The 24,869-nt window shown below is 57.8% G+C and carries 22 protein-coding genes and 1 pseudogene; 7 read left to right on the forward strand and 16 right to left on the reverse strand.

Going from position 1 to position 24,869, the window contains the following annotated elements:
- Nucleotides 1-42: 42 nt before the first annotated feature.
- From AC2FIM_RS06220 to AC2FIM_RS06245, 6 genes and pseudogenes are all read left to right on the forward strand, one after another.
- Nucleotides 43-1,428 carry a 1-acyl-sn-glycerol-3-phosphate acyltransferase gene (locus AC2FIM_RS06220; RefSeq protein ID WP_271948408.1) on the forward strand — a complete coding sequence of 462 codons (1,386 nt, stop codon included), beginning with the start codon at nucleotides 43-45 and terminating at the stop codon, nucleotides 1,426-1,428.
- A 115-nt stretch (nucleotides 1,429-1,543) separates the two neighbouring features.
- Nucleotides 1,544-2,830 carry a crotonyl-CoA carboxylase/reductase gene (ccrA, locus tag AC2FIM_RS06225; protein ID WP_142635517.1) on the forward strand — a complete coding sequence of 429 codons (1,287 nt, stop codon included), beginning with the start codon at nucleotides 1,544-1,546 and terminating at the stop codon, nucleotides 2,828-2,830.
- A 367-nt stretch (nucleotides 2,831-3,197) separates the two neighbouring features.
- The gene (locus AC2FIM_RS06230) at nucleotides 3,198-3,917 is read left to right on the forward strand and encodes a helix-turn-helix transcriptional regulator (RefSeq protein WP_142635521.1); all 720 of its coding nucleotides are present in this window, start codon (nucleotides 3,198-3,200) and stop codon (nucleotides 3,915-3,917) included.
- 82 nt (nucleotides 3,918-3,999) lie between these two features.
- Nucleotides 4,000-4,638, forward strand: coding sequence for an acyl-homoserine-lactone synthase (locus tag AC2FIM_RS06235; RefSeq protein ID WP_496676560.1), 639 nt, complete (start codon nucleotides 4,000-4,002; stop codon nucleotides 4,636-4,638).
- 61 nt (nucleotides 4,639-4,699) lie between these two features.
- Nucleotides 4,700-6,232 (forward strand): ATP-dependent DNA helicase, encoded by a 1,533-nt coding sequence (locus AC2FIM_RS06240; RefSeq protein WP_496676557.1) that lies wholly within the window; start codon nucleotides 4,700-4,702, stop codon nucleotides 6,230-6,232.
- Nucleotides 6,229-6,956, forward strand: a pseudogene (locus tag AC2FIM_RS06245) (SDR family oxidoreductase). The gene AC2FIM_RS06240 and the pseudogene AC2FIM_RS06245 overlap by 4 nt, the downstream one beginning before the upstream one ends.
- 4 nt (nucleotides 6,957-6,960) lie before the next feature.
- On the opposite strand, the gene AC2FIM_RS06250 reads toward AC2FIM_RS06245, so the two are convergent.
- The 13 genes from AC2FIM_RS06250 to trpS form a co-directional block, all read right to left on the reverse strand.
- On the reverse strand, nucleotides 6,961-7,728 hold the full coding sequence (locus tag AC2FIM_RS06250; protein ID WP_142635529.1) for a TIGR02186 family protein: 768 nt from the start codon (nucleotides 7,726-7,728) through the stop codon (nucleotides 6,961-6,963).
- Nucleotides 7,729-7,730: 2 nt separating this feature from the next.
- Nucleotides 7,731-8,651 carry a sulfite exporter TauE/SafE family protein gene (locus AC2FIM_RS06255; protein ID WP_142635531.1) on the reverse strand — a complete coding sequence of 307 codons (921 nt, stop codon included), beginning with the start codon at nucleotides 8,649-8,651 and terminating at the stop codon, nucleotides 7,731-7,733.
- 356 nt (nucleotides 8,652-9,007) lie between these two features.
- Nucleotides 9,008-9,976 carry an ABC transporter permease gene (locus AC2FIM_RS06260; RefSeq protein ID WP_142635533.1) on the reverse strand — a complete coding sequence of 323 codons (969 nt, stop codon included), beginning with the start codon at nucleotides 9,974-9,976 and terminating at the stop codon, nucleotides 9,008-9,010.
- Between the two features lie 3 nt (nucleotides 9,977-9,979).
- Nucleotides 9,980-11,071 carry an ABC transporter permease gene (locus tag AC2FIM_RS06265; protein ID WP_142635535.1) on the reverse strand — a complete coding sequence of 364 codons (1,092 nt, stop codon included), beginning with the start codon at nucleotides 11,069-11,071 and terminating at the stop codon, nucleotides 9,980-9,982.
- A gap of 1 nt (nucleotide 11,072) precedes the next feature.
- Entirely contained in the window at nucleotides 11,073-12,602 is a 1,530-nt protein-coding gene (locus AC2FIM_RS06270) for an ABC transporter ATP-binding protein (RefSeq protein WP_496688964.1), read from the reverse strand.
- A gap of 92 nt (nucleotides 12,603-12,694) precedes the next feature.
- Nucleotides 12,695-13,693: a BMP family lipoprotein gene (locus AC2FIM_RS06275; RefSeq protein WP_271948395.1), complete on the reverse strand. Its 999-nt coding sequence runs from the start codon at nucleotides 13,691-13,693 to the stop codon at nucleotides 12,695-12,697.
- Between the two features lie 160 nt (nucleotides 13,694-13,853).
- Nucleotides 13,854-14,267 carry a GNAT family N-acetyltransferase gene (locus tag AC2FIM_RS06280; RefSeq protein WP_271948393.1) on the reverse strand — a complete coding sequence of 138 codons (414 nt, stop codon included), beginning with the start codon at nucleotides 14,265-14,267 and terminating at the stop codon, nucleotides 13,854-13,856.
- Entirely contained in the window at nucleotides 14,264-14,851 is a 588-nt protein-coding gene (gene tsaB, locus AC2FIM_RS06285) for a tRNA (adenosine(37)-N6)-threonylcarbamoyltransferase complex dimerization subunit type 1 TsaB (RefSeq protein WP_271948392.1), read from the reverse strand. The genes AC2FIM_RS06280 and tsaB overlap by 4 nt, the downstream gene beginning before the upstream one ends.
- Entirely contained in the window at nucleotides 14,841-15,404 is a 564-nt protein-coding gene (locus AC2FIM_RS06290) for a NifU family protein (protein WP_271948391.1), read from the reverse strand. The genes tsaB and AC2FIM_RS06290 overlap by 11 nt, the downstream gene beginning before the upstream one ends.
- 69 nt (nucleotides 15,405-15,473) lie before the next feature.
- On the reverse strand, nucleotides 15,474-16,067 hold the full coding sequence (locus tag AC2FIM_RS06295; protein ID WP_496707983.1) for a 2-hydroxychromene-2-carboxylate isomerase: 594 nt from the start codon (nucleotides 16,065-16,067) through the stop codon (nucleotides 15,474-15,476).
- A 10-nt stretch (nucleotides 16,068-16,077) separates the two neighbouring features.
- On the reverse strand, nucleotides 16,078-16,533 hold the full coding sequence (locus AC2FIM_RS06300; RefSeq protein ID WP_142635548.1) for a universal stress protein: 456 nt from the start codon (nucleotides 16,531-16,533) through the stop codon (nucleotides 16,078-16,080).
- 60 nt (nucleotides 16,534-16,593) lie between these two features.
- Nucleotides 16,594-17,457 (reverse strand): branched-chain amino acid aminotransferase, encoded by an 864-nt coding sequence (locus AC2FIM_RS06305; RefSeq protein WP_496693589.1) that lies wholly within the window; start codon nucleotides 17,455-17,457, stop codon nucleotides 16,594-16,596.
- A gap of 60 nt (nucleotides 17,458-17,517) precedes the next feature.
- Nucleotides 17,518-18,546: a tryptophan--tRNA ligase gene (gene trpS / locus AC2FIM_RS06310; RefSeq protein ID WP_142635552.1), complete on the reverse strand. Its 1,029-nt coding sequence runs from the start codon at nucleotides 18,544-18,546 to the stop codon at nucleotides 17,518-17,520.
- Nucleotides 18,547-18,632: 86 nt separating this feature from the next.
- Here trpS and AC2FIM_RS06315 point away from each other — a divergent pair, with 86 nt between their 5' ends.
- Nucleotides 18,633-19,319 carry a rhomboid family intramembrane serine protease gene (locus AC2FIM_RS06315; RefSeq protein WP_142635554.1) on the forward strand — a complete coding sequence of 229 codons (687 nt, stop codon included), beginning with the start codon at nucleotides 18,633-18,635 and terminating at the stop codon, nucleotides 19,317-19,319.
- On the opposite strand, the gene murJ is transcribed toward AC2FIM_RS06315, so the two are convergent.
- Genes murJ through AC2FIM_RS06330 form a run of 3 tightly spaced genes read right to left on the reverse strand, consistent with a single transcriptional unit; the run spans nucleotide 19,320 to nucleotide 24,809 of the window.
- Complete coding sequence (gene murJ, locus AC2FIM_RS06320; RefSeq protein ID WP_271948384.1) at nucleotides 19,320-20,861, reverse strand: murein biosynthesis integral membrane protein MurJ; 1,542 nt, start codon at nucleotides 20,859-20,861, stop codon at nucleotides 19,320-19,322.
- Nucleotides 20,858-23,677, reverse strand: a complete 2,820-nt coding sequence (locus AC2FIM_RS06325) for a [protein-PII] uridylyltransferase (RefSeq protein WP_496676538.1) — start codon at nucleotides 23,675-23,677, stop codon at nucleotides 20,858-20,860. The genes murJ and AC2FIM_RS06325 overlap by 4 nt, the downstream gene beginning before the upstream one ends.
- On the reverse strand, nucleotides 23,637-24,809 hold the full coding sequence (locus AC2FIM_RS06330; RefSeq protein WP_271948380.1) for a penicillin-binding protein activator: 1,173 nt from the start codon (nucleotides 24,807-24,809) through the stop codon (nucleotides 23,637-23,639). Before AC2FIM_RS06330 ends, AC2FIM_RS06325 begins: the two co-directional genes overlap by 41 nt.
- Nucleotides 24,810-24,869: the final 60 nt, after the last annotated feature.

Here is a 24,869-nt window from a genome sequence, read left to right on the forward strand (position 1 = left end):
GTGCCGATTGTGGGATGCAGCGATTGGTGGCAGGGTGCATTTATGACACAGACCGTGGAACTTCCGCTTTGGCTGTTTTTGTTGATCCTGGTATTCGCCGCGGTCACACTGGCCTCGCATTTTCTGTTTCCGTCAGTGCGGTGGTTTTTTCGCCGTAGGTTGGAGCGCGCGGTCAAACGCCTGAACACGCGCCTGCAGCGCCCGATACAGCCGTTCAAGCTGGCCCGACGCCACGATATGATTCAACGTCTGATCTATGATCCTCAGGTAGGGCAGGCCGTGCAGCAGCACGCACGTGAAGAAGGCATTCCCGAAGCGGTCGCCTTTGAGCAGGCCCAGCGGTATGCGCGCGAGATCGTGCCTTCTTTTTCCGCCGTTGCCTATTTCAGTATCGCCATCCGGTTGGCGCGGATTCTGAGCAACGCCTTTTATGATGTACGGCTTAGTTATCAGGATGAAGATGCCCTGAAAGATATTGATCCAAATGCGACAGTTGTTTTTGTGATGAACCACCGCAGCAACATGGATTATGTGCTGGTCACCTATCTGGCGGCCCAGCAATCGGCTTTGTCTTATGCTGTTGGCGAATGGGCGCGCGTTTGGCCGCTCAGTCGGTTGATTCGTGCGATGGGGGCCTATTTTATTCGCCGCAAGTCCGGCAGCGAACTCTATCGTCAGGTATTGGCCTGCTATGTCCGGCATGCCACCGATGCCGGTGTTACACAGGCCATGTTCCCTGAAGGCGGGCTGAGCCTGACGGGGGCCATGGCACGCCCCAAGCTGGGGCTTTTGAAATACATAATCGATGGTGCCAGGGTGGATGGGGCGGATGTGGTGTTTGTTCCCGTTGCGCTAAACTATGACCGGGTTCTTGAAGATACGATCCTGACCAAGGCCGCACTTGGCAATCAAAGGCAATTTCGTGCCCGAATCGGGGTTATAACTGGGTGGATGTTGAAACAGATAGGCAGGCGTCTGACCGGTCGCTACCAGCGGTTTGGATTTGCTGGAGTGCGATATGGTCACCCTATCTCATTGAAGGAATTCCGCACCGCCCATGACGATGTGATGACTGATCTCGCGCGCGAACTCATGCAACGGATCAAAGAAGCGATTCCGCAGGCGCCTGTTCCTGCAGCGTGCTGGCTGGTTCGCACCAAAGGAGGAATGCCCGAAGACGAGCTTAAAAGCTTGATCACCGGGTTTTTGCAACGTGACGGAACTTTGGGTGATCAGGATGAGTCCGCGGTTTCAGCTGCCTTGGATCAGCTGGTCGAACGCAGAATTCTGAAACGAGAAGGTGGGAAAATATCTCAATCCGGGCAAAGGGTTGATCTGCTCGACTACTATGCAGCCTCAGCCCCGATTGGCGACGGCTGGCCTGATGCTGCGGCAGCGAAAGAAGTTTCTGCAGGCGCTGGGTCATAAAATTACAAAAATGATGCAAAATCTATTGCATTATTTCCCTCAGGCCAATATCTCATCATCCAACGCAAGCGCTTCTGCATCGCGGCAAACAGGAATGAGAAATAAGGAGGCCAACATGGCTCTGGACACCGACAGCGGTATCGCAACTTACGACGCGCCGGAAAAAGACCTCTATGAAATGGGTGAAATCCCTCCGATGGGGTTTGTGCCTAAGAAAATGTATGCATGGGCAATCCGTAAGGAACGCCACGGGGAACCGGATACTGCGATGGTCCAGGAAGTCGTGGACGTACCAGAACTGGACAGCCACGAGGTGTTGGTTCTGGTGATGGCGGCGGGCGTTAACTATAACGGCGTCTGGGCATCCCTGGGCAAGCCGATCTCGCCCTTTGACGGCCACAAAGCCCCGTATCATATCGCCGGTTCTGACGCTTCGGGGATCGTATGGGCCGTGGGTTCGAAAGTAACGCGCTGGAAAGTGGGCGACGAGGTTGTCATTCACTGCAACCAGGACGATGGCGACGACGAACATTGTAATGGTGGCGATCCGATGTATTCGGACAGCCAGCGGATCTGGGGTTATGAAACGCCGGATGGGTCTTTTGCACAGTTCACCAATGTTCAAGCCCAGCAGTTGATGCCGCGCCCCAAGCACCTGACCTGGGAAGAAAGCGCTTGCTATACTCTGACGCTGGCGACCGCGTATCGGATGCTGTTCGGGCACGAGCCGCATGACCTGAAGCCGGGCCAGAACGTTCTGGTCTGGGGTGCCTCGGGCGGCCTTGGCTCTTATGCGATCCAGCTGATCAATACCGCAGGCGCCAACGCAATCGGCGTGATCTCGGACGAAAGCAAGCGTGACTTTGTCATGGGTCTGGGCGCCAAGGGCGTGCTGAATCGCAAAGACTTTAACTGCTGGGGTCAGTTGCCCACAGTAAACACACCGGAATATGCGGACTGGTTCAAAGAGGCGCGCAAATTCGGCAAGGCGATCTGGGAAATCACCGGCAAAGGCAAGAATGTCGACATGGTGTTTGAACATCCCGGCGAAAGCACATTTCCGGTGTCGACCTTTGTCGTGAAAAAAGGTGGTATGGTTGTGATCTGCGCCGGTACCACCGGCTATAACCTGACTTTCGACGTTCGCTATATGTGGATGCATCAGAAACGTCTGCAAGGTTCGCATTTTGCGCATCTCAAGCAGGCTGCTGCCGCGAACCAACTGATGGTCGAACGCCGTCTGGATCCCTGCATGTCCGAAGTGTTTGCCTGGGGTGAATTGCCCGACGCGCATATGAAGATGATGCGGAATGAGCATAAACCAGGCAACATGTCGGTTCTGGTTCAGGCGCCGCAGACGGGCTTGCGCACGCTTGAAGAGGTTCTAGACGCAAAAGGCTGAGCCCCCCCAAAAAAATAGAATATTAGCACCCGCGAATCGCATCGAGCGAGCGCGGGTGTATCTATTTCGAGGCATAAGGAAATAATTACAGTGGGTTACAGAATCGTGACCCGCTAGTTTTGGGGAGTAGAAACCAGTGAATAGGCTTAAAATCATCTCACATGTTACGGTTGTGTTAACCCTTCGTTAACCGTTTCGGAGTGACTTTAGATGGCGCATAATGAGTGGATACTGGACGTTTTGTCGGACCTCAACGCCTTCGCTGTTGAAAACGGTTTGACCGCACTTGCCGAGCAGCTTGATGATACCAAGTTGATCGCAGCGGCCGAGATTGCGTCCATGCAAGATAAGGCACAGGCGCCCGCGAATGGGAACACAACTCGACATGAGTCAGGTCCTAGAGGACTTGGAAAGCACCAACACGCTTGACGAGTTGGGCGATGTAGCCGTTCGATTGCGCGACCGGCTGCAGGTTGAACATCTTATCTATCATTGGGTTGATGGTGCCGGGGATCAATACGGCTATACAACTTACCCGGACGCTTGGGCCGAGCGATACCGGGAGCGGAATTATCACCGCATAGATCCAGTGATCCTGGGGTGTTTCCAACGGTTCCACCCGGTTGACTGGAAATTTCTGGACTGGTCTGGAAAAGTGGCGAAAGCCTTTTTGCAGGATGCCCTTGAACATGGGGTTGGCAATCAGGGTTATTCGATCCCCATCCGGGGGCCGAACGGCCAGTTTGCCTTATTCACAGTGAATCACTCATGTGATGATGAGAAATGGAAGTCCTTCATCGAGGCCCATGGCCGCGAGCTGATTTTGATCGCGCATTACTTTAACCGAAAGGCTCTGGAGTTCGAAACCGACAGGCAGCCGGATACGACCCGAGGCCTGTCGCCTCGTGAGACGGATGCCATGACCTTGCTGGCGCTTGGATACAGCCGGGCACAAGTCGCGCACTCACTGTCAATCTCGGAACATACGCTGCGTGTCTATATTGAAAGTGCGCGTGCCAAGCTTGGGGCGCAGAACACAACCCATGCCATCGCAACAGCACTCAGCCGTGGATTAATAGTGGTTTAACAAGCGCGCGCGCCAAAAACGGGAAATTAACCACGACTTTGTACCCCCTTCGTTCCTGCACAGGACGACAAGGGGAAAAGTCATGTTGCGCTATTTGTTTGCCGACGAACTACATAAGTTTCCGAATTTGGCCCAAGGGATGTTCCGGGATCGAGCGGATCAGTTCAAAACACGTCTGGGCTGGGATGTTCACGTGGACGAAAAAGGAGAAGAGCGGGATCAGTATGATGACCTGAATCCGCTCTATGTCATCTGGGAAGAAGAGGATGGCAGCCATGGGGGGTCGATGCGGGTATTGCCGACGACAGGACCTGTCATGGTGAATGAGGTGTTTGGGCACCTGACAGGGGGTAAGCCGGTCCACAGCCCGCTGATCTGGGAAGTAACGCGGTTCTGCCTGTCCCGAACGGCCAGCGCCCATACTGCCGGTGCCATCATGCTGAGCGGCGGCGAAATCATGGAAGGGTTCGGGCTGACCCATATTGCTGGCGTCTTTGATGCGCGCATGATTCGGATCTACCGTCTGATCGGATCGTCTCCAGTCGTTCTGGGGTCACAAGGGAAAGGGCGTGATCAGATTTCGGTTGGGCTCTGGCCCTATTCGTCCGAGGATTGCAATCGGGTGGCTGAACGGGCGGGCATCCCACGTGAGCTGTCCAGGATGTGGTTCAAAGCCGCGTTCGGCACTGTCCGGCAACACCGGTTTGCCCTGTCCGCCTGACGGGGTCTGAAAGCCAATTCCATATCTGGCGATAGCTGGCGTGGCCCTGTAGGGTCGCGCCATGTCTATACCCACAGTCACCTTTTCCGACGATCAAGCCGCCGCCTATGACAGCATTTCCGAGATGCTGAAATCTGCTGGTGTGGACCTGGATGATGATGCCCTGCTGAAAATGCCCGGCAATGGCGAATCCGGGGTGATGGCCGTGATCGGCAAGGCGGGTTCAGGGAAAACGCTACTGCTGGCAGAGCTTTACAAAGCATTGGCTGACGCGGGTCTTCAGATCGTTTCCGGTGATTTCGAAAGCCGCAAAGCGCGCGAGAAACGCAGCTTGGCCATTCTTGCGCCAACGAACAAGGCCGCCAGTGTTTTGCGCCTGCGGGGTGTGCCTGCGACCACGATCCACCGCATCCTCTATACGCCGGTTTATGACCCGGAATATGAACGCATTGCCGAATGGCTGGCGGGCAACGATGAACGCCCCGAGGTTGAAGGGCTGACTGACGAAGCCCTGGACCGGGCGGCTGCTTTTTATCAGAACAACAAGTCTATCCCCGGCGCGCTGGCCGTTGCGGGCCTGCGTGGGTCCGACTTTATCACCGGCTGGAAACGTCGGGAGGAGCCGCTGGACATAGGCTTTGTAGATGAGGCCTCGATGCTGGATGACCGGCAGTTCGAAGACCTGAAAGAGATCTTCCCGACCCTGTTGCTGTTTGGCGACCCGGCGCAGCTGGCCCCGGTCAATCAGTCTGGCAGCATGGTATTTGAGACGCTACCCGAGCCGCGAAAGCAGGTATTGCACAGGGTCCACAGGCAGACGGCAGACAACCCGATCCTGGACCTCGCGCATGCGCTGGCCGACCCTCAGATGGGGTTTGAGGATTTTGAACGGCTCGTCGAACAGACCGCCCGACAGGATGACCGAGTTGTTTGGGGGCAGCGTGTTGAAGTTGACCTGATGGCCCGCAGCCCGGTTCTGGTCTGGCGAAATGCCACCCGAATTCGCTTGATTCAAGCCTTCCGCAATGTTCACGCTGCACCCGACACCGAGCTTCTGGCGGGAGAGCCGTTGATTTGCGATGGAATCGAACTGCCGCTGAAGCACCGCAAGAAAAGGCTGGATCTTGAGGCGCGCGGGCTAATCAAGGGTGCTCAGGTCATCTATCTGGGGCCAGGACGAAAACCGGGGTTTTCGCGCCTGCATGTGATGGGGGCCGAGGATCCGCAGGTCAGCGCAGCGTCGATTGTCAAAATCGAAATGCCTGATGAGGAAGAACCGTTTATTCCATTTGCTGCGCGAATGGGGGCTACCTTTTTGCATGGCGCAGCAGTGACCATTCACAAGGCGCAGGGGTCGCAGTGGGACACGGTACAGGTGTTTGCGCCGGATATATATGCGGCTGCCCGGATGGGGCGAACCGAGGCTGGGCAACCTTTGTGGAAACGTCTGGCTTATGTTGCGATCACGCGGGCGCAAGAAAGGTTGATTTGGGTGGTGCGCAACAGGCTGGCCAAGCCCACTTATCCGCTGCGCGTGGATGATTTGCGCGCGGCTCCGGCGGCGACGCTGACCCTGGAGGCGGAAGAGATATGAAATCCATCATCATCACAGGCGCCAGTTCAGGCATCGGACGGGCAACTGCCGAGCTGTTTTGGCCGAGGGCTGGGCGGTTGGGCTGCTGGCGCGCAGCGCGGATGTGCTGAACGAATTGGCTGAAAGGCACAAGAATGCGATCCCCCTGGTGACCGATGTTACCGACCCCACCGCTGTTTCGGGTGCTTTCGAGACATTCCAGAATGAGGCGGGACGTCTTGACGTATTATTCAATAATGCCGGAATCTTTGCCCCCGGCGGCACGATAGACGAAATCCAGTTGGAGGATTGGTACCAGAGCGTCAGCGTGAACCTGAACGGGATGTTCCTAAGCGCGCGCGAAGCCTTTCGCATTATGCGGCATCAGGCCCCTCAAGGGGGAAGGATCATCAATAACGGTTCGATCGCCGCGCATGTACCGCGTCCGAATTCGGTCCATTACACCGCTACGAAACACGCGATAACAGGCCTGACACGCAGCCTATCACTGGACGGGCGCGCCTTTGGTATCGCATGTGGTCAAATCGATATTGGCAACGCGCGAACACAGATGGTGCAAAACCTGGTTGAAAACGCCATCGCGGGAGGGCAGCAGCCCGACCCGACGATGGCTGTTGACGATGCCGCACGTTCTGTACTGCACATGGCGTCTTTGCCTGCAGAGGCAAACGTCCAGTTCATGACCGTCATGGCCACTACGATGCCCTATATCGGGCGTGGATAGGGCTTTAGTTCTCGCGCAATAGTCGGAAGGCTGTGGACGCTCCCCAACCCGCCGCGATGGCAATGACCAAAGACATCAGGCCATACCAGACCGGCTGCTGACGGGACATGTTGTAGAGGAACCGTTCCAGCCCGACCTTCCGCACGTCGATTGTGGTCTCGAACTGGGAAACAACCTCTCGGCCGCGGGTCAGGTATATGCGCGCGAAATAGGCGCCTTCGGTCAAATCGGCTGGCATGTCGATTGAGGTTCGGAACAATGTCTGCTCGTCCACCGCAACCGTATTTTCGCGGATAGAATACAGGCCCTCATCCTCACGGATGCGAACGACGGCCTCGGCAAAATTCTGCGCGCCCCGGATATTCATCGCGGCACCCACTGACCGAATGGCCCGTTCAATCGAGATCCTGTACCGCAAGTCTTCTGTATCTGACAGGATTTCTGTAAGCGGAGCGCTGGTGGCAACCGCATAAAAACTGGGCGCAAGGTCGACCAGGACGCTGTCGGTGTTGACCCAGATACCCAGCCTGCGTTCTTTTCGCCGGACCGTCACTGGGCTCGAGGGGCCTGCAACGGCCACGATAACTTGAAGCGGTGGGCCGGAAGGGATCGGCGTTTCACGTTTCACGGCACCGAAAATAAGAATTTCCGAGCCATCGAAATTCGCCGTGATGGCAACCCGGTCCTGACTTAGGCCAAGCACGACCTGTTCCTCCTCGGCGATGGCCGGGGTGACACAGAGGGCGAGTAGCAGGATCAACCGTCTCAGCATGATCAGTGCCCCCCTGCAACGCCGAGCGAATAGAGCTCGGAGGGTTCCAGAAGCAGATCCAGCGCCAGTTTGCCACAAACCACCAAGACCAGTGCAGCCAGCAATACGCGCAGCTGCTCGGCAGGCATTCGTGCGCCGATCACCGTTCCGATCTGCGCCCCGATCACGCCGCCGACCAGCAACAACACAGCCAGAACAATGTCGACTGTGTAGTTGGTTGTCGCGTGCAGCATCGTGGTGAACGCTGTTACGAAAATAATCTGGAACAGGGAGGTGCCGACAACGACTTTGGTGGGCATTCCCAGCAGGTAAATCATGGCAGGAACCATGATAAAGCCGCCTCCGACACCCATGATCGCAGAAAGGATACCTACGCTAAGCCCGACCAGGACGGGGGGGATGACCGAGATATAGAGGCCCGATGTACGGAACCGCATTTTGAACGGCATCGCGTGAATCCAGCCGCGCTGACGACGTGCAACAGGGGCGGCGGTGCCCTTTTTGGATTTACGCAGCGCGTTCAAGCTTTCGATGAACATCAAGCTGCCGACGACGCCCAGAAAGACCACGTAACACAGGGTTACGAGCAAATCGACTTGTCCGAGGCTTTTGAGATAGTTGAAGATCACCACCCCGAACGCAGCTCCGATCAGTCCCCCGACCAGCAATACCGTGCCCATCTTCAGGTCGACCGTCTTTCGGCGGAAATGGGCCAGAACACCAGAAAATGACGAGGCGACAATCTGGTTCGCTTCGGTGGCTACGGCAACTGCTGGTGGGATGCCAATGAAAAACAACAGCGGGGTCATCAGAAACCCGCCGCCGACCCCGAACATCCCTGACAGGATGCCGACCATGCCGCCCAACCCCAGCAGCAGAAAGGCGTTTACGGAAACTTCAGCGATAGGAAGGTAAATTTGCATGAGGTACTAGTAATTAGGGCCAGCTGCGTCGCGCAATGTGACACATTCGACTTCTGGAATTTGTGAAAGGGTTCGTATCTGACGCGCAGAATCACGCCCTTGGCGAGGCAGGGTAAAGCAGGGCTGGCGGCTTGGACCAGTCTGAAACTGTGCATCCGCAAAAGGCGTTTTGACAGGGAGTATCCCCTTAGACCAAGCGCAAGACCTAGCATCCGGCACCCCGGCGAGAAACTCTCTCAAATCAGCTGTCACTGGAAACACATCCATGCCCCTTTAGAGCCGTTGCGGCATGTAAAATCAACTCTACATGCCGCCATGCAGCGAACAGGACTGACGTGTGTTTCAAACTGGACCTATTACCGCTCTTTTACATAGGGTTCGCCACCGGCTTTCGGTGGAACGGCCTTGCCGACAAAGCCGGCCAAAATGACGACGGTCAGGATATATGGCAGCGCATCCATGACCTGCACAGGAATCACCACGCCACCCAGGTCAATATTTTGGAACCGCAACGCAACGGCTTGCAACAGTCCGAACAGCAGGCAAGCCCACATCGCGTGCCATGGCCGCCATTTTGCAAAGATCAGCGCCGCCAGCGCGATGAACCCGCGACCGGCAGTCATTTCCTTGACGAATCCAGCTTGCAGGGCCGTGGCCAGATAGGCACCGGCAATGCCGCACAGCACGCCACAGATCGCTACAGCCGCAAAACGCAGCCCAACGACAGAAACCCCGGCCGTATCCACAGCGGCTGGGTTTTCACCCACCGCGCGCAGGCGCAGGCCAAAGCGGGTGCGGTACAAAACCCACCAGGTTGTCGGGACCAGAAGGAAAGACACATAGACCAGGATCGAATGGCCGGACAGCAGCTCGGAATAGATTGGCCCAAGAAATGGGACATCACTCACCGCATCCGCAAAAGGGAAGGTGATCGGTTCAAAGCGCCCTCCGCCGAACAGCGAGGGGGTACGCCCGCCCTGTTTGAACCAGCTTTGCGCGATCAGGACCGTCAGCCCAGAGGCCAGAAAGTTGATGGCGACGCCTGAAATCAGCTGGTTGCCCCGAAAGGTGATCGAGGCCACCCCATGCAGGGCGGACAGAACAAGAGAGGCCGCGATCCCGGCCAGCAATCCCAGCCAGACCGATCCGGTCACGGCGGCGACGGCGGCAGAAAAGAACGCCGCGATCAGCATCTTGCCCTCAAGCCCGATGTCGAAAATACCGGCGCGTTCGGAGTACAGACCGGCCAGACAGGCCAGCAACAGCGGCGTAGCCAGGCGGACGGTCGAATCGAGGACCTGGATGAGGGTAACGAAAGTATCCATCGTTTAGCCCTCCTTCCGCATGGCAAGGAACAGCTTTTCCAGCGGCATGCGGACCATGTTGTCCAGCGCGCCGGTGAACAGGATCACCAGGGCCTGAATGACCACGATAAGCTCGCGCGGGATCGACGTCCACAGCGCCAGCTCGGCCCCGCCCTGATAGAGGAAACCAAACAGCAGCGCCGCCAGAAACACGCCAAACGGATGGGACCGGCCCATCAGCGCCACGGCGATACCGATAAAGCCAGCGCCCTCGGTCGAGTTCAGAACCAGCCGCTCTGCCTCACCCATCACGTTATTCGTGGCCATCAGACCAGCCAGCGCGCCCGAGATCAGCATGGCGATGATGGTGATCCGAACCGGAGAAATACCGGCATAGACGGCACCGGTTTCCGAATGCCCATAGGCGCGGATCTCATAGCCCAGCCGGGTGCGCCAGATCAGCGCCCAAACGATCACACAGGCCAGGACAGCAACAAAGAATGAGATATTGGCAGGTGCGCCACGGAATACGACGTTTTCAGCGGTCGAGAACATCGACTGGAACGTCGGCAGATGCACCGCCTCGGGGAAGCGTGCAGTTGCCGGGTCTTGCGAGCCCTGCGGGCGCATGACGTTGACCAGCATATAGTTCAGCAAGGCAGCAGCGATGAAGTTGAACATGATCGTGGTGATCACGATATGGCTGCCGCGTTTGGCCTGCAGATAGGCCGGAATGGCCGCCCAAGCGGCCCCGAACACCATCGATGCGGCACAGGCGGCCAGCAAGGCGATGCTCCAATGCGGCCAGTCGATGTAAAGGCACACCACGGCCACGCCAAGCCCGCCCAGCATCGCCTGACCTTCGCCACCGATATTGAACAGCCGTGCGTGAAAGGCGACCGCCACAGCGAGTCCGGTGAACATGAAATTCGTGGCGTAATACAGCGTATAGCCCCAGCCATAGGTCGATCCCAGCGCGCCGGTGACCATCAGGTTCACCGCTTCGATCGGGTTTTCGCCAATGGCGAGGATCACCAGCGCCGACAGGATTGCGGCCAGAAGCAGACTGATCACCGGGATCAGAACAACATCGGCCCATTTGGGCATTTTTTCCATGTTACGCTGCCTCTCCCGCAACACCGGCCATCAACAGGCCAAGTTCTTTTTCATCAGTTTCATGGGGCAGGCGTTCGCCCATGATATGTCCGTCAAACATGACAGCGATCCGATCCGACAGCGAGAATATCTCTTCCAGCTCGACCGAGACCAGCAGGATCGCCTTGCCCTGGTCGCGCAGATCGACGATCTGTTTGTGAATGAATTCGATCGCCCCGATATCCACGCCTCGGGTCGGCTGACCGACCAACAGCAGGTCCGGGTTACGTTCGATTTCACGCGCGACGACGATCTTCTGCTGATTGCCGCCCGAAAAGCTTTTGGCCGACAGCCAGGGGTTCGGCGGGCGCACATCGAATTTTTCGATCTTGGCTTCGGTATCGGCGCGCAGGGCGGCGTTATCCATGAAGAGGCCACGCTTATAGGCCGGGTCTCGGTGATAGCCGAAGGCCACGTTCTCCCAGGCGTGGAAATCCATGATCAGGCCTTCGCGCTGGCGGTCTTCGGGCACATGCGCAATGTGCTGCGCGCGCCGCGCCTGGCCATCTGACCCCGCCCCGCTGAGCGCAAGCGGCGTGCCGTTCAGTTTGATCTGGCCCTGGCCCGGGCGCATCCCGCCCAGAACCTCTAGCAGTTCGGATTGGCCATTGCCGGCGACGCCTGCGATGCCCACGATCTCACCAGCGCGCACGGTCAAGTCGATGCCTTTGACACGCTCGACGCCCGCGCTGTCGAAAACACGCAGGTTTTCAATCTCGAGGATGGGCTTACCGGGCTGTGCCGGAACCTTGTCGACCTGCAGCAGAACCTTGCGGCCCACCATCAGCTCGGCCAGTTCTTCGGGGCTGGTCTCGGCGGTTTTCACGGTGGCCGTCATTTGCCCGCGGCGCATGACCGACACGGTGTCGGTGTTTTCCATGATCTCGCGCAGTTTGTGGGTGATCACGATGATCGTCTTCCCCTCGGCCCGCAGCCGGTCGAGGATGCGGAACAGCTGATCCGCCTCGGATGGGGTCAGCACGCCGGTTGGTTCGTCCAGAATCAGGATCTCGGCCTTGCGATACAGCGCCTTAAGAATCTCAACCCTTTGCTGCATCCCCACACCGATTTCGTCGATACGCTTGTCGGGGTCAACGAACAGTTCGTATTCTTCTTCCAGCTCTTTCAACTCTTTGCGGGCTTTATTCAGGGACGGGGCCAACAGCCTTCCATCCTCGGCGCCCAGCACGATGTTTTCCAGAACGGTAAAATTCTCGACCAGTTTGAAATGCTGAAACACCATCCCGATGCCCGAGGCGATCGCGGCCTGGCTGTCAGGGATTTCGGTCTTTTGACCATTGATCCAGATTTCACCTTTGTCGGCTTTGTAAAAGCCGTAGAGAATGCTCATCAGCGTGGATTTGCCCGCACCGTTTTCACCGATGATCCCATGGATCGTACCGGGGGCGACGCTGATGGAAATGTCTTTGTTGGCCTGAACCGGCCCAAAGGATTTGGATATCCCTTTGAGCTCAATGGCGGGGACGGTCATGTCTTGTCCTCAGTTGCCGAAAGGACTGCCCGGTCATCCCGGTGCAGCAAAGTGGAATCGGGCCGGGAGCATCACCCCCGACCCGCGCGATATCAGAACTGCAGTGCTGGGCAGCTGTCGTTCTCGTAATAGCTGACAACTGAAACATTGCCGTCGATGATGTCCTGACGGGCTTTGTCGACTGCTGCTTTCATATCATCCGAAACCAGCGGAGCGTTGTTGTCGTCGATCGCATAGCCAACGCCGTCTTCGGCCAGACCCATGATATATACGCCGGTCTCAACGTTCTCACCTGCGCTCATCGCCTCATAAACAGCGACGTCCACGCGCTTCAGCATCGAGGTCAGAACTTTGCCTGGGTGCAGGTGGTTCTGGTTGCTGTCGACACCGATTGACAGGATGCCTTCGTCAGCAGCGGTTTGCAGAACACCAACACCGGTGCCGCCAGCTGCGGCATAGACCACGTCGGCACCCTGGCTGATTTGTGCCTTTGTCAGTTCCGAGCCCTTAACCGGGTCGTTCCATGCCGCAGGCGTTGTGCCGGTCATGTTGGCAACCACGTTGATATCGGGGTTCACCGCCTTGGCACCCTGAGCATAGCCGCAGCCAAAGTGACGGATCAGCGGAACATCCATGCCGCCGATGAAGCCAACAGTCCCGGATTCGGATGCCATCGCCGCCATCATACCAACGAGGTAAGACCCTTCGTGTTCAGCGAATCCAACCTGACGCAGGTTAGGCGCGTCCAGCCAGGTTACATCGACAACGACAAATTTCGTGTCCGGATAGTCGGCAACAACCGCGCTGAGCGGGTCAGCCATACCGAAACCCATGGTGATGATCGGGTTCGAGCCTGCTTCGGCAAAGCGGCGCAGGGCCTGTTCGCGTTGCGCTTCGGACTGCATTTCGATCTCGCGGTAGGTGCCGCCCGTTTCTTCCGCCCAGCGTGAGGCGCCGTTATGCGCGGCTTCGTTGAACGATTTGTCGAACTTGCCGCCCAGATCAAAGATCAGTGCCGGTTCGGCCAGTGCGGCACCCGCTGTCAGTGCAACCACCGCTGCGGCGCCCATCAAGGATTTCATCAGGGTCATTTGTTACTCCCGTTTGTTTTTTTTCGGTCGGAGCCAAGATAGCCCCGTTTACCCACTGTTAGCGAGCATAACCGTTGTGATGGCGGGAATTAAGGCCGTTTGCAACCGCCGCGGTCAACAGATTTTTGACCATTTGGTCCAAGAAAATTCGCGACCTGTCTCAGGTTAAATTGCATTCCATGACGATGGCATCAATTTTCTGATTATTTTCAACCGTATAGTAATTCTTGCGCGTGCCGCACACACGATACCCGCAATGCTTGTAAAGTGTAATCGCGGGCTGGTTGGCGATGGAAACATCCAGAATCGCCCGGATAGCGCCCAGTTTTTTGGCAGCCGAGTGCCATTCGACCATACGTTTCCTAGCCAGTCCCTGACGCTGAACTGTGGGATGGGTGGCAATCGTCAGCAGTTCGGCATCGTCAGCGATTGCCTGAAAAAGGGCAAAGGACTGGGTGTCGCCGACGATATGGGTAAAGCGATTCTGCAGCAGCTCTGCAAACTCTGTGGCGGTCCAGGGGCGCGCTTGCGTAAAAGCCGCCGCATGGGTATCGGCTAGGTCTTCCGGGGTCATCCGTCCAGCAACATCGGCGGTTGATCCTTGGAGGGCGCCGCGTCTGCGGGGCGTATGTACAGGGGGGCCGGTGCCTCGGTCGTAGTCTGCCATCTTTGCGCTGCCACGCGGGCAATAGCGCAGACCTGAGCCTTTGGGTTGTCGTTGAACATCAGCGTACCCAGCGATTCTGCCTGATCAAGCTGGATCAGTGCCGGTTCCATATCAGGCTGCGAAACATAGACCTGATCTCTGGGCGCGCGAATTGCGGGCAACGCATCGCTGTCCAGGACAGCAAGCGCGTCAAAGCCCGATACGCCAATGGCCGGTATACCCAGACCTAAGGCCAGACCCCGCGCGGCCGAGACCGAGATGCGTATTCCGGTGAAATTACCGGGGCCTATTCCAACGCCGATCGCTGACAGGTCGCGCCATGAGCATTGTTCTGATGACAGCACCTCTTCGAGCAGCGGCATCAGACGTTCGGCTTGTCCCCGCGACATGGGCTCGACACAAGACGCCACAATCCGGTCACCGCGCAACAAAGCGGCCGCGCAATGCGCGGCCGATGTGTCAAACGCCAGAATGATAGGATCAGACGGCAACAGGGCGAACCTCGGTCACTTCGGGAATGTAATGACGCAGTAGGTTTTCGATCCCCATCTTCAATGTCAGTGTCGATGATGGGCAGCCTGCACAGGCCCCTTGCATATGCAGGTAGACAACGCCGCGGTCAAAACCGTGAAACGTGATGTCGCCCCCGTCCTGCGCGACTGCCGGGCGCACCCGGCTGTCCAGCAGGTCTTTGATCTGGTTGACCACTTCGGCGTCCTCACCGCTGTGTTCAGCATGGCCCGAACCCGCATTGGCATCCGCGCCCATGATCGGCTGGCCGGACTGGTAATGCTCCATCACCGCGCCCAGAATGGCGGGTTTGATGTGGTCCCACTGAACGTCGTCCGCTTTGGTCACGGTCACGAAGTCATTGCCGAAAAAGACTCCGGTCACGCCACTCACAGCGAAAATGCGGTTGGCCAGCGGCGACTTTTCCGCAGCCTCAGCCGATGGGAAATCTGCAGTGCCCGCTTCCAGCACGGTCTGGCCGGGCAGGAATTTCAGGGTTGCAGGGTTCGGTGTGGATTCGGTCTGGATGAACATGGCGCGGCTCCGTATCTGTTGTCTCTGATATGCGGGGCCACGAGCTGGAAGTCAAGAATTGGAACGATTCTAAATTTCTGCAGCTGAGCTTATCGCATCGTCCAGCCGATCATCGCCCCAAAACAGCTCGTCACCGACCAGAAAGCTGGGCGCGCCAAAAAGCCCTTTGGCCTGAGCGGTTTTTGTCTGCGCGATAAGCGCTGCTTTGATCGCCGGATTCTGGGTCTGGGAAAGTAAATCAGCGGCAAGCCCGGCTGAGCTGAGGCATCCGGCCAAAACAGCCTCATCCGCGATGTTCTGCCCTTGGGCAAATTCGGCAGAATAGACGGCGCGCACAAAGGCAGCTTTTTGCCCCTGATCTTCAATCGCCAATGTTAACCTGGCCGCTTTCAAGCCGTTCTGCGGAAAAGGATCGGGCCGGACAAGTGGCAAGCCGCGCTGGGCGGTCAGGCGTTCCATATCCCGCCACATGTACAGGCCTTTTGCCGGGTACAGATTGAACGGAGAATTGTCCCACCCTTGGGCGGCAAAGATTGGCCCCAGCAGAAAAGGCTGCCATTCGACCGAGACGCCCTGGCGGGTGGCAGCCTCTTCGATACGCATCGCGCTGAGATAAGAATAGGTCGAGGCGAATTCGAACCAGAATTGAATGCTGCGTTGCATCGGTGTGGCCTCAGGTAATCGCTTCGAGTTTTTCTTTGCTCAGATCACCAGGAACAATAGTGATTGGGATCGGCAGGCTGCCTGAGTTTTTGGTCAGTTGAGTCACCAATGGGCCAGGTCCCTTTTTGTCAGTGCCTGCACCCAGAACCAGAACGCCGATATCAGGATCGGATTGCACATGCTCGATGATCTGGGCAACGGGCTCGCCTTCGCGGATGGCCAGTTCAGGATCAACGTCTTGCTTGTCGCGCATCCATTTTGCGAAAACTTCAAAATGCGCATGGATACGCTCGCGCGCTTCTTCACGCATGACGGTGGCAACGCCGATCCAATGGTTGAATTCGTCCGGTGGGATTACCGACAGGATTGTTACGCCGCCGCCGGTATGGGCCGCGCGCATAGCCGCGAATCGCATCGCATTCAGGCATTCGCGACTGTCATCCAGAACCACTAGGAACTTGCGCATGGGTGTCCTCATTCATTTCCGGGGATCATGCCCGACTAGGTGCGTGCTGGCAACCAGAGCCTAACGCCCACTGGCGGCCCAGTCCCAATACAGGTCGCGTGCACGCCGGGCGACGGGCCCGACCTGAAACCGGGTGTCCTCCAGCGCGGTCACCGGGGTGATCTTGCTCATGTTGCCAGTCATGAATACCTCGTCGGCCCCGTAGAAATCCTCGAAACTCAGAACCGCCTCATGCACAGCCACGCCGTCGGCCCGCAGGTTTTTGATATGTCGTGCACGGGTGATGCCGGCAAGGAAGGTGCCGTTGGGGACGGGGGTAAAGACCTCGCCGTCGCGGACCATAAAGATATTGGCGGTTGCGGTTTCGGCTACGTTGCCCAATGCGTCAGCCACCAAAGCATTCGAAAACCCGTTCGCACGTACCTCGTTCAGCATCCGTGCGTTGTTGGGATACAGGCACCCGGCCTTGGCATTCACCACTGCTGATTCCAGTACCGGACGGCGGAATCGGGTCAGTCCCAGCGTGTCCGAGGCGGTCTCAGGCGCCATCGGAATCTCTTCCAGGCAGACAGCAAACCCGGTGCTGTTTTCCTGCGGTACGATCGCTGTCGCATCTCCGTCGATCCCCCAATACATCGGGCGGATATACACGGCCGCGTCGGGCGCATAGGCTTCAAGCCCTTCCAGCACGATCTCGACCATCTGGTCTTTGGTGACGGTCGGGGTCAGCATCAGCGCCTCGGCAGAGCGGTTCACGCGGGCGCAATGGGCCTCCAGATCCGGGGTCAGCCCGTTGAAGAACCGCGCGCCGTCAAAGACGGATGATCCCAGCCACGCACCATGATCCGCAGCGCGCATGATCGGTGCATCCCCATCATGCCATTGCCCGTTGAAATAGGTGCGGATGTTCTTGCCGACTGCCATGACGCCCTCCCAAGCTTTGAGGCAAACCTAGGAAGGCGTTAAGGCAACGTCCAGAGCCAATCAGCCCCGTTTCGCACCAACCATGCCGACGATGTCATAGGTCTGCTGCAGGATCGGGGCTGCAATCGCCCGCGCCTTTTCTGCGCCATTGGCCAGAATGCGATCAATCTCGGCCTCTTCACCCATCAGGCGGGCCATTTCGGTCGAGATCGGAGACAGTTTGGCAACCGCCAGATCGGCCAGCATCGGTTTGAACTCGCCAAATTGCTTGCCGCCAACGTCGGCCAGAACCTGATCCGCCGTCTGATCGCTGAGGGCGGCGTAGATATTCACCAGATTGCGGGCCTCGGGGCGGTTGTCCAAGCCATCGACTTCCGAAGGCAGAGCGTCCGGGTCGGTCTTGGCCTTTCGGATTTTCTTGGCGATCGTGTCGGCATCATCGGTCATGTTGATCCGGGTCATGTCAGAGGGGTCGGATTTGGACATCTTTTTTGACCCATCGCGCAAGCTCATGACCCGAGTTGCCGCACCTTTGATGACAGGTTCGGTCAACGGAAAAAAATCGACGCCATAGTCATGATTGAACTTAGTTGCGATATCTCGGGTTAGTTCCAGGTGTTGCTTTTGATCATCTCCGACGGGTACATGTGTCGCGTGATATACAAGGATATCTGCGGCCATAAGCGCCGGATAGGCGAATAGGCCCAACGATGCATTCTGTGCGTTCTTGCCAGCCTTATCTTTGAACTGTGTCATGCGCTGCATCCAGCCAAGCCGGGCAACGCAGTTAAAAATCCATGCTAGTTGCGCGTGCTCAGGAACCTGGCTCTGGTTAAACAGGATCGATTTTTCGGGATCTAATCCTGATGCGATATACCCCGCGCACAGCTCACGCGTTGCGTGCTGCAACTCTTTGGGGTCCTGCCAAACGGTGATCGCGTGCAAATCAACCATACAGTAGATTGTCTGATAGTCGGACCCTTGCATCCGAACCCAGTTCCGCAATGCGCCCAAATAGTTGCCAAGGTGCAGGTTACCGGATGGCTGTGCACCGGAAAACACGCGCGGCGTGAACTTGGAATCGGTCATCGAAGGGAACTCCCGTCTGGAAAAATCAGCCCCCGTCGCTTACCCATGAGGCAAAGGGACGTCAACAGCCGCGAAAGGCCCGCCCAATGAGCAGTGAGCATTATACACCCGCCGTGAACCCTCTGCCGCCCGTGGTGGTGGCTTTGTGTGTGTTCATCATGGGGGTTGAACTGGCATTTACTCTAGGTACGCGCGGGATCATTGGGGGCCCAACTGCTGTAGGCTGGCGCCTGGACGCTTTGCAGCACTATTCGTTTTCGCCGGATATCTTCGACTGGATGGTGGAAAACGGGCGCTGGCCGTTCGAGCATCTGATCCGCTTTGTCACCTATCCGTTTGTATCCGGTACGTTCACACAGGCCATCTTTGTCTGCGTCTTTGTGCTGGCCATGGGTAAAATGGTGGCCGAGGTTTTTGGCAGCGTTCAGATGCTGGTGATCTTTGTGCTGTCGGGAGTGGGTGGTGCGCTGGCTTATGCACTGTTGCTGGATCCGCGCTTTCCGCTGGTGGGTGGGTTCCCTCCGGTCTATGGGCTGATCGGAGCGTTTACGTGGATATTATGGCGCAAGCTGTCCCTGGTGGGCGCAAACCAATCCCGCGCCTTCAGCCTGATCGCCGTTTTGATGGGCATTCAGTTGTTGTTCGGCCTGCTGTTTGGCGGAACGCTGGACTGGGTGGCTGATCTGGGCGGTTTTGCCACTGGTTTTGCCCTGTCGTTCCTGGTTGCTCCGGGGGGGTGGGCGCGGATTGTCGGGCGCATCCGACGCGACTGATCAGGATCGACGCAGAGCCTTTCTGAACTCGGAAAGTTTGAATGCACCAATCAGGTGGCCGAGCAGGAAATACGTGACTGCAGCAACGATGATCAAACCGAGCAGTGCCAGGTAACGCCAGCCTTCCAGGGCAAAGGCCCAGCCAAACAGCTCAATAGCGGCATACAGGACAGCTCCCATCCCCAGGGACGCCGCAATGATCCGCCATGCCCTGTTCTTGAACCGGTCGTCAAACTGCGCTTCTTCCCCCATTTTTCGCGCGCCCAAGGCCAGCAGTCCAACCATGGCCCATCCGGCCACCGAGGCGGCAATCGCAGGTGCGAACCATCCCACCAACGGATACAGCCCGAAAGCCAGTGCAGCGTTCACGACCATCGCAAACACTGCATAGTGAAAGGGCGAGCGTGTATCTTCACGCGCGAAATACAAAGGCTGCAACAATTTCTGCAGCATGAACGCGGGCAGGCCGATGCCATAGATCGCCACGGCAAGTGCGGTGGCGGCGGTGTCTTCGGGGGTGAACTGTCCGCGCTCGAACAGAACCGAGACCAGCTGGGTGGGGATGAGCACAAAGGCAACGGTCGACGGGATGGTCAACAGCAACGTAAACTCACCTGCGCGAGAAAACGCATCGCGGGCGCCCGATTTGTCCCCAGCGCGCAGGCGGCGAGATAGATCGGGTAACAGGACGATGCCGACGGCGATGCCCACGACGCCCAATGGCAACTGGTACAAGCGATCCGCTGCAAACAACCAGCTGACGGCCTTTTCGGTTTTCGACGCAACCAGCTGGCCCACCACCAGATTGACCTGTGTAACCCCCATGGCCAAGGCGGCCGGAACCGCAATGCGGACCATGTTGCGCATTTCAGGGCTGAGTTTCGGCAGGCCCGGGCGGATACGGATGCCCGCACGTTCGGTTGCAACCCAGACCAGCGCTAGCTGCGCAACACCAGCGATGGGGATGACGGCGATCAGCCAACGGATGACCTCTCCGCCTGATATAGCGCCGGCGATCAGTGCTATGCAGGCAAAGATGTTCAGTAAAATCGGCGCGGCGGCGGCAGCCGCGAAACGGCCGGTTGCGTTCAGCACGCCCGAGAACAGCGCCGCTAGCGACATGAAAAAGATGTAGGGAAAGACCACATATCCATAATCAACGGCAAGGTCGAAGCGGTCGTCACCGTAAAAGCCCTCAGCCGTCAGCCAGACCAGACCAGGCATGAAAACCATCGCCAGCCCGACCAGCGCCAGCACCGCCACGGCCAGCAGGTTGAACGCGTCCTGTGCAAAGCCTTGCGCGTTTTCCCCGCCTTCGAGCCGTTTGGAAAACATCGGCACAAAGGCTGCGTTAAACGCACCTTCGGCAAAGAAGCGGCGGAACATGTTGGGCAGGCGAAAGGCGGCGACGAATGCATCCATTACTGGCCCGGGCCCGATGTAGGCGGTCAGCAGGATTTCCCGCAGAAAGCCCAGAATACGGCTGGCCAGGGTCCAGAACCCAACAGTGAACAGGCCTGAAAACAGCCGGATCTGCTTCATGAGACCGCGCGCTCGGCGCCTTCGGAGATGGCCTTGCGCAGCTTGGTCTCAAGCCCGCGCTGCTTGCTTTCCGAGTGATATTTCAACCCAAACATATCCTTGACGTAAAAGGTGTCCACCACCTGTTCGCCATAGGTCGCGATCACCGCATTGGCGATATAGACATTGGCTGCAGCAAGCGTTCGTGTCAGATCATAAAGCAGGCCGGGCCTGTCCCGGGTATCGACCTCGATGATAGTGTAGATCTCGGACCCGTCATTGTCGAAGATGATATGGGTCGGCACGTTAAAGGCCCGTTCGCGTTTCTTGATCTTGTCGCGCGATTTAAGGGCATCCCGCGCCACGACCTCGCCTTTCAAAGTCTTGTGGATCATCTGTGTCAGGCGCGGCAAGCGGCTGGCCTCGAACGGGTGCCCATCGGCGTCCTGAATCCAGAACGCATCGGTCACATAGCCGTCTTTGGTGGTATAACTGCGGGCATCAACCACATTGGCCCCGACCAGAGCCAAGGCGCCTGCGATACGGGCAAAGATACCGGGGTGATCACCCATGGCAAAGCAGGCCCGCGTCGCGTCGCGGTCTTCATCCGGGTGCAGACGGATTTCCATCGCGCCAGCATCACCGCTGCGGTCCAGCTCTTTCAGCATCTCGGCAAATTCCACATGGGTCGAAAGGTTCAGGCCCTGCCAATAGGGGTCATAGTGCCGACCCGTCTCGGTTTTGAGGGCGGCTTTGGTCCATTCCGCCAGCTCGGCCCGCAACGCCTTTTTGGCACCGGCACCGCGATTGGCACGGTTGAGGTCTTCCATCCCGGTCTCAAGCGCGCGCTTGGTTTCTGCATGTAGCGCGCGTAGCAGGGTGGCTTTCCAGTTGTTCCAGGTGTTGGGTCCAACGCCGCGAATGTCGCAGACGGTCAACACGGTCAGTAGGTCCAACCTTTTGACCGTTTTCACGGCCTTGGCAAAGTCGCGCACCGTGCGCGGGTCGGAAATATCGCGTTTCTGCGCCATGTCCGACATCAACAAGTGATACCGCACCAACCATTCCACGGTTTCTGAATCCGATTTGTTCAGACCCAGCCGAGGTGCAATCTTTCGGGCCATCTGTGCGCCCAAAATCGAATGATCCTCGGGTCGCCCCTTAGCAATGTCATGGATCAGCAGGGCAACATACAGAACCTTGCGATTGACCCCGCCCTCCAGGATTGAAGACGCCAGCGGCAGGGATTCCCCCAACTCTCCGCGTTCAATCTGGGCCAGATTGACGATGCACTGAATGGTGTGCTCATCCACCGTATAGCTGTGGTACATGTTGAACTGCATCATCGCCACGATGTGTTCGAACTCGGGCAGAAAGGCCGACAGCACCCCCAGTTCGTTCATGCGGCGCAGGGCGCGTTCCGGGTTCCCGTGTTTCAGCATCAGGTCGAGAAAGATGCGCCGCGCCTCTTTGTCTTCGCGCATGTCGTCATCAATCAGGTTCAGGTTGGCGCTGACCAGCCGCATCGCGTCCGGGTGGATCAGCATGCCGGTGCGCAGACCTTCCTCGAACAGGCGCAGAAGGTTCAGCTTGTCCGCCAGAAACTTGTTCGGATCGGCTACGTCCAGACGTCCATGGACGACTTTATATCCGGCTTTGATCCTGGGGCGGCGGCGGAAAATACGCTCTAGCAGAGGCGCGCCTTTCATATGCGTCGCCTCGAGTTTGGTCAGGAAGATGCGCGTCAGCTCGCCAACCTTCGTGGCCTCGCGGAAATAGCGCTGCATAAACACTTCGACCGCCCGACGACCCGCCCGGTCTTCGTATCCCATACGGGAAGCAACCTCGACCTGCATGTCAAAGGACAGTTGTTCGGTTGCGCGCCCGGTCACCAGATGCAAATGCGAGCGAACGGCCCACAGGAAATCCTCAGCTTCCACAAAAGTGCTGAATTCCTCGGGGGTGAACAGACCCAGCGGTACCAACTCGGCCACGTCCTGAACGCCGTAAATATATTTGGCAATCCAGTAGAGCGATTGCAGGTCGCGCAATCCGCCTTTGCCCTCTTTTACGTTGGGCTCGACCATATACCGCTCGCCCTGTTTCAGATGGCGCGCGTCGCGTTCCTGCAGCTTAGCCTCGATGAACTGGCGCTCAGTGCCATTGAACAGATCGTCTTTCAGGCGCGTTTCCAACTCATTTGCCAGATCGGCGTCGCCAGCCAAATAGCGCTGTTCCAACATCGCGGTGCGAATGGTGAAATCCTCGGATCCCAGGCGCAGGCAATCCTTGATGGTGCGCGAAGAATGCCCGACCTTCAGCCGCAGATCCCACAGGATATACAACATGGATTCGATCACACTCTCTGCCCAGGCAGTGATTTTGTAGGGGGTCAGAAACAGAAGATCGACATCCGAGGACGGGGCCATTTCCCCGCGCCCATAGCCGCCCACTGCCAGCACGGCCATTTTTTCTCCCTGTGTCGGCGTGGCCAGCGGGTGAAGCTCGCGACTGGCCACTTGCATCGCGGTGCAGACCAGCCCGTCGGTCAGGTAGGTATAGGAATGGGTCAGCCGTCGCGCGTCAAATGGATCGCGGACGAAGGCATCGGCGATTGCCTGACGACCGGATTTCTGGACGTTGCGCAAAATCCGCACGGTTTCGCCGCGCCTTTCGGCGTTATCAGATGTCTTGTCGAAGGCCTCTGACAGCTGTGCCATAACGGCTGCGCTGTCAAAGATTTCTTCGGGCTGGCAAATCAGGTCACCCCTTGGGATGAGTGTCAGAGCCAGCCGATCAGAATCCGGCGCCAGAGAAGCTTTGGGGGGCAGGGTCAATCACAACCACCTGTTTGTTCTGGATCGTGGCAATGGCCAGACCACGTTCATTCGTACCGTTGGGTCGCAGACGGAAGATACCGCCAACGCCCTGAAAACCGGCGTTCTGAGTTAGGGCAGATACGGTCAGAGCGTCGGATTTGCCCTGGCTGACCAAGGCAGCAATCGCGGCTATGCCATCATAGGCTAGGCCACTGATCGGATGTGGTGCCTCGCCATATGTGTTGTTGTACCGCTGACGATAAGCCTGTGCCTTGGATGGGTCCGGCAATGCGAACCAGCCACCCTGAACGCCTGGCAGTTCCAGTGTCTGGGCCGGGATGTCCCAGCGGGTCAGACCCATATATTGCGTGGTTGCCGGGGAGACGCCCGCTTCTGGTAGAAGCTGGGAATACAGCGGCAACGCCCCTGCAGTGGTCGAAGTCAGAAAGATCGAATCCGCCCCCGAGGACGCTACAGTAGCCTTGATTGTCGGCACCGAGTTGATGACCCCCTGCTGAGAGCGGTCATAGCCGACCGTGCCTGCATTACCCACTCGGCTGTTGCTCAGCGCGGTTGCGATAGCCGATTGTCCAAGCCGCCCTGCGGCATCGTTGCTATGCACGATGACCGTTCCGGTCTTGCCGCGCGAACCGGCATAGTTGACCAACCGGTTGGCGGTGTTTTCAAAAGTGGGGCCGAGCACGAAGACATTGCCGCCTGCGATGCTGGTATTGTTCGAAAACGACAGCAGGTTGACCTTGTTGTTCAGTACCGCAAGACCAGCTGAGTTTGCCGCCTGGGCGTAGACCGGACCGATGATTATCTTTGCACCGTCTGCCACGGCTTGCTGCGCGACTGTTGCGGCGGTACCCGAATTGCCCCGGGTGTCGTAGACCCGCAAATCAATCTGTACATTCTGCAGATCGGACATCGCCAGGCGGGCTGCGTTTTCAAGGCTGCGCGCCAGTTCAGCGTCCCCGGAATTTCCAGATCCAGCCGGAACCAGCAAAGCAACCGGTACAGGTTTTGAAGTGTTGATCGACGGGCCTCCGCCGATACTGCTGACGTCACACGCCGTCAGAATGGTCGCGGTGGCCAAGACGGCGGCTGCACGCGCCAACTTGCGAACGGGCTTGCAAACGGTAAACATCTAAATGAAAACTCCCTGATCCGGCGGCTTGGGATGCTGCCATTATTTGCGCCGCGATAA

Source organism: Ruegeria sp. CDSC052, assembly GCF_059610685.1.

Bases quoted from the DNA above. Each gene is read 5' to 3' on its own strand.
- AC2FIM_RS06220 (WP_271948408.1), top strand. From the start codon at position 43: ATGACACAGACCGTGGAACTTCCGCTTTGGCTGTTTTTGTTGATCCTG.
- ccrA (WP_142635517.1), top strand. From the start codon at position 1,544: ATGGCTCTGGACACCGACAGCGGTATCGCAACTTACGACGCGCCGGAA.
- AC2FIM_RS06230 (WP_142635521.1), top strand. From the start codon at position 3,198: ATGGGAACACAACTCGACATGAGTCAGGTCCTAGAGGACTTGGAAAGC.
- AC2FIM_RS06235 (WP_496676560.1), top strand. From the start codon at position 4,000: ATGTTGCGCTATTTGTTTGCCGACGAACTACATAAGTTTCCGAATTTG.
- AC2FIM_RS06240 (WP_496676557.1), top strand. From the start codon at position 4,700: ATGTCTATACCCACAGTCACCTTTTCCGACGATCAAGCCGCCGCCTAT.
- AC2FIM_RS06250 (WP_142635529.1), bottom strand. From the start codon at position 7,728: ATGCTGAGACGGTTGATCCTGCTACTCGCCCTCTGTGTCACCCCGGCC.
- AC2FIM_RS06255 (WP_142635531.1), bottom strand. From the start codon at position 8,651: ATGCAAATTTACCTTCCTATCGCTGAAGTTTCCGTAAACGCCTTTCTG.
- AC2FIM_RS06260 (WP_142635533.1), bottom strand. From the start codon at position 9,976: ATGGATACTTTCGTTACCCTCATCCAGGTCCTCGATTCGACCGTCCGC.
- AC2FIM_RS06265 (WP_142635535.1), bottom strand. From the start codon at position 11,071: ATGGAAAAAATGCCCAAATGGGCCGATGTTGTTCTGATCCCGGTGATC.
- AC2FIM_RS06270 (WP_496688964.1), bottom strand. From the start codon at position 12,602: ATGACCGTCCCCGCCATTGAGCTCAAAGGGATATCCAAATCCTTTGGG.
- AC2FIM_RS06275 (WP_271948395.1), bottom strand. From the start codon at position 13,693: ATGACCCTGATGAAATCCTTGATGGGCGCCGCAGCGGTGGTTGCACTG.
- AC2FIM_RS06280 (WP_271948393.1), bottom strand. From the start codon at position 14,267: ATGACCCCGGAAGACCTAGCCGATACCCATGCGGCGGCTTTTACGCAA.
- AC2FIM_RS06290 (WP_271948391.1), bottom strand. From the start codon at position 15,404: ATGTTCATCCAGACCGAATCCACACCGAACCCTGCAACCCTGAAATTC.
- AC2FIM_RS06295 (WP_496707983.1), bottom strand. From the start codon at position 16,067: ATGCAACGCAGCATTCAATTCTGGTTCGAATTCGCCTCGACCTATTCT.
- AC2FIM_RS06300 (WP_142635548.1), bottom strand. From the start codon at position 16,533: ATGCGCAAGTTCCTAGTGGTTCTGGATGACAGTCGCGAATGCCTGAAT.
- AC2FIM_RS06305 (WP_496693589.1), bottom strand. From the start codon at position 17,457: ATGGCAGTCGGCAAGAACATCCGCACCTATTTCAACGGGCAATGGCAT.
- trpS (WP_142635552.1), bottom strand. From the start codon at position 18,546: ATGACCGATTCCAAGTTCACGCCGCGCGTGTTTTCCGGTGCACAGCCA.
- AC2FIM_RS06315 (WP_142635554.1), top strand. From the start codon at position 18,633: ATGAGCAGTGAGCATTATACACCCGCCGTGAACCCTCTGCCGCCCGTG.
- murJ (WP_271948384.1), bottom strand. From the start codon at position 20,861: ATGAAGCAGATCCGGCTGTTTTCAGGCCTGTTCACTGTTGGGTTCTGG.
- AC2FIM_RS06330 (WP_271948380.1), bottom strand. From the start codon at position 24,809: ATGTTTACCGTTTGCAAGCCCGTTCGCAAGTTGGCGCGTGCAGCCGCC.